This is a genomic window from Roseovarius salincola (assembly GCF_026891095.1).
Classification (GTDB): Bacteria; Pseudomonadota; Alphaproteobacteria; order Rhodobacterales; family Rhodobacteraceae; genus Roseovarius; species Roseovarius salincola.
On record NZ_JAPTNL010000046.1, the window covers coordinates 1 to 2,513 of the forward strand.

At 63.0% G+C, this 2,513-nt stretch carries 2 protein-coding genes; both read left to right on the forward strand.

Annotated features, from left to right (window positions below):
• The first annotated feature begins 118 nt into the window (after positions 1-118).
• Positions 119-1,606 (forward strand): IS21 family transposase, encoded by a 1,488-nt coding sequence (gene istA / locus N5A93_RS19380; protein WP_440590584.1) that lies wholly within the window; start codon positions 119-121, stop codon positions 1,604-1,606.
• On the forward strand, positions 1,603-2,367 hold the full coding sequence (gene istB / locus N5A93_RS19385; protein WP_268956741.1) for an IS21-like element helper ATPase IstB: 765 nt from the start codon (positions 1,603-1,605) through the stop codon (positions 2,365-2,367). Before istA ends, istB begins: the two co-directional genes overlap by 4 nt.
• Positions 2,368-2,513 lie beyond the last annotated feature (146 nt).

The following is a 2,513-nucleotide window of genomic DNA, read 5'->3' on the forward strand; positions in this document are numbered from 1 at the left end:
TGAGAACGGCGGTGCGAAAGTCGGCCACGGTAGCGGCGGGATGAGCCTGCTGCGGGCGGCGTAAAAGTCGTCCACCTTTACCCTTTCTGGCGACAGGGAGGGCGGGAGGATTTTCACTGTGGATTTGTATCGGAAGGTTCGGCTGGCGTGTGCTGAGGGCATGAGCCAGCGAGAGGCGGCGCGGCATTTCAACATCTCGCGCGATAGCGTAGCCAAGATGATGGCGTTTTCGGTTCCGCCTGGGTATCGGCGGTCGGCACCGGTCAAGCGACCGAAGCTGGATGCCTTCACCGGGATCATCGACGGTTGGCTGGACGGCGATCGGGAGGTCCATCACAAGCAGCGGCACACGGCGAAGCGGGTGTTCGAGCGGCTTCGCGACGAGCACGGGTTCACTGGCGGCTACACGATCGTGAAGGATTACATGCGGCAACGCGAACGGCGCGGCCGCGAGATGTTCGTGCCGCTGGCGCATCCGCCCGGTCATGCCCAGGCCGACTTCGGCGAGGCGGTGGTCGTCATCGGCGGCATCGAGCAGAAGGCGCATTTCTTTGTCATGGATCTGCCGCACAGTGATGCCTGCTTCGTGCGAGCCTATCCGGCAGCCACTGCCGAGGCTTGGGTGGATGGCCACGTTCACGCTTTCGCGTTCTTCGGCAAGGTGCCGGTGTCGGTCCTCTACGACAACGACCGCTGTCTGGTTGCGAAGATCCTGCCGGATGGAACGCGTCAGCGGGCCACGCTGTTCAGCGGGTTCATGTCACATTACCTGTTCCGTGACCGCTACGGGCGGCCCGGCAAGGGCAATGACAAGGGCAACGCGGAGGGGCTGGTCGGTTATTCCCGCCGCAACTTCATGGTGCCGATCCCGCGGTTTGCAACCTGGGGCGCGTTCAACGATTACCTGGAGGCACAGTGCCTCAAACGTCAGGCGGATATCCTGCGCGGCCAGTCCGAGACGATCGCGGAACGCCTTGAGCGGGATTTGGCCGCGATGGCTGATCTGCCGACAGCGCCATTCGATGCCTGCGATCAGGTCACCGGACGGGTCAGCTCCCAGGCACTGGTGCGCTACAAAACAAACGATTACTCGGTCCCCGTCGCCTACGGCCACCGTGACGTCTGGATCAGGGGCTATGTCGACGTGGTCGTGATCGGCTGCGGTGGCGAGGTGATCGCCCGTCATCCCCGCTGCTACGACCGCGAGGACATGGTCTTCGATGCGGTGCATTACCTTCCGCTGATCGAGCAGAAGATCAATGCCCTGGACCAGGCGGCTCCTTTGGCGGAATGGGACCTGCCGTCGGAGTTCGCGACCCTGCGCCGCCTGATGGAAGCGCGGATGATCAAGGCAGGACGCCGCGAGTATGTTCAGGTTCTGCGCCTGCTCGAGACCTTCGACATCGACGACCTGCATGCCGCCGTAAAGAAGGCCCTGCAATTGGGGGCGGTCGGCTTCGATGCCGTCAAGCACCTCGTCCTGTGTCACGTCGAGAAACGGCCGCCAAAGCTGGACCTCGATGTCTACCCATACCTGCCGCGGGCGAACGTCGAGACCACATCCGCGGCCAGCTACATGGCCCTGATGTCGGAGGATGCGGCATGACCGACACCCCGAAGATCCTGCTCGCGGATCATCTCAAGACGCTGAAGCTGCCCACCTTCCTGCGGGAATACGAGAAGCTCGCCCGCCAATGCGCCGCCGAAGGGCTGGATCATGTCCAGTTCCTGGCACGTCTGGTCGAGCTGGAATTGATCGACCGCGAGCGGCGGATGATCGAGCGGCGTATCAAGGCAGCGAAGTTCCCGGCGACCAAGAGTCTGGACAGCTTCGACTTCAAAGCGATCCCAAAGCTCAACAAGATGCAGGTGCTGGAACTCGCGCGATGCAACTGGATCGAGCGACGCGAGAATGTCATCGCCTTGGGGCCCAGTGGAACCGGCAAGACCCATGTTGCCCTCGGGCTGGGGCTGGCGGCCTGCCAGAAGGGCCTCTCGGTCAGCTTCACCACCGCCGCGACGCTGGTCAACGAGATGATGGAAGCCCGAGACGAGCGCCGTCTGCTCCGCCTGCAAAAGCAGCTGGCTGGCGTTAAGCTGCTCATCATCGACGAACTGGGCTTCGTGCCGCTCTCCAAGACCGGCGCCGAGCTCTTGTTCGAACTGATCTCGCAGCGCTATGAGCGCGGGTCCACGCTGATCACCAGCAATCTGCCATTCGATGAATGGACCGAAACCTTCGGCGCCGAACGCCTGACCGGCGCTCTCCTCGACAGGCTGACACACCACGTCAACATTCTCGAGATGAACGGCGACAGCTATCGCCTTAGCCAAAGCCGCGCCCGAAAGGCCCGAGCCGCCACCTGATCACACCTTGCAGAATTGGCCCTCCGGGCCAATGCGCCATGGCACGTGCCAGCTATTTGGGGAGCGCACGCGCCATGGCGCTTGGTGCCCCACCACTGGCCTGGTTTTGCGCCGCCAAGTGGCCGGTTTTGTCTCCGCCGTTGACA

Coding starts and splice junctions, on each gene's coding strand:
- istB (WP_268956741.1), top strand. CDS start 1,603: ATGACCGACACCCCGAAGATCCTGCTCGCGGATCATCTCAAGACGCTG.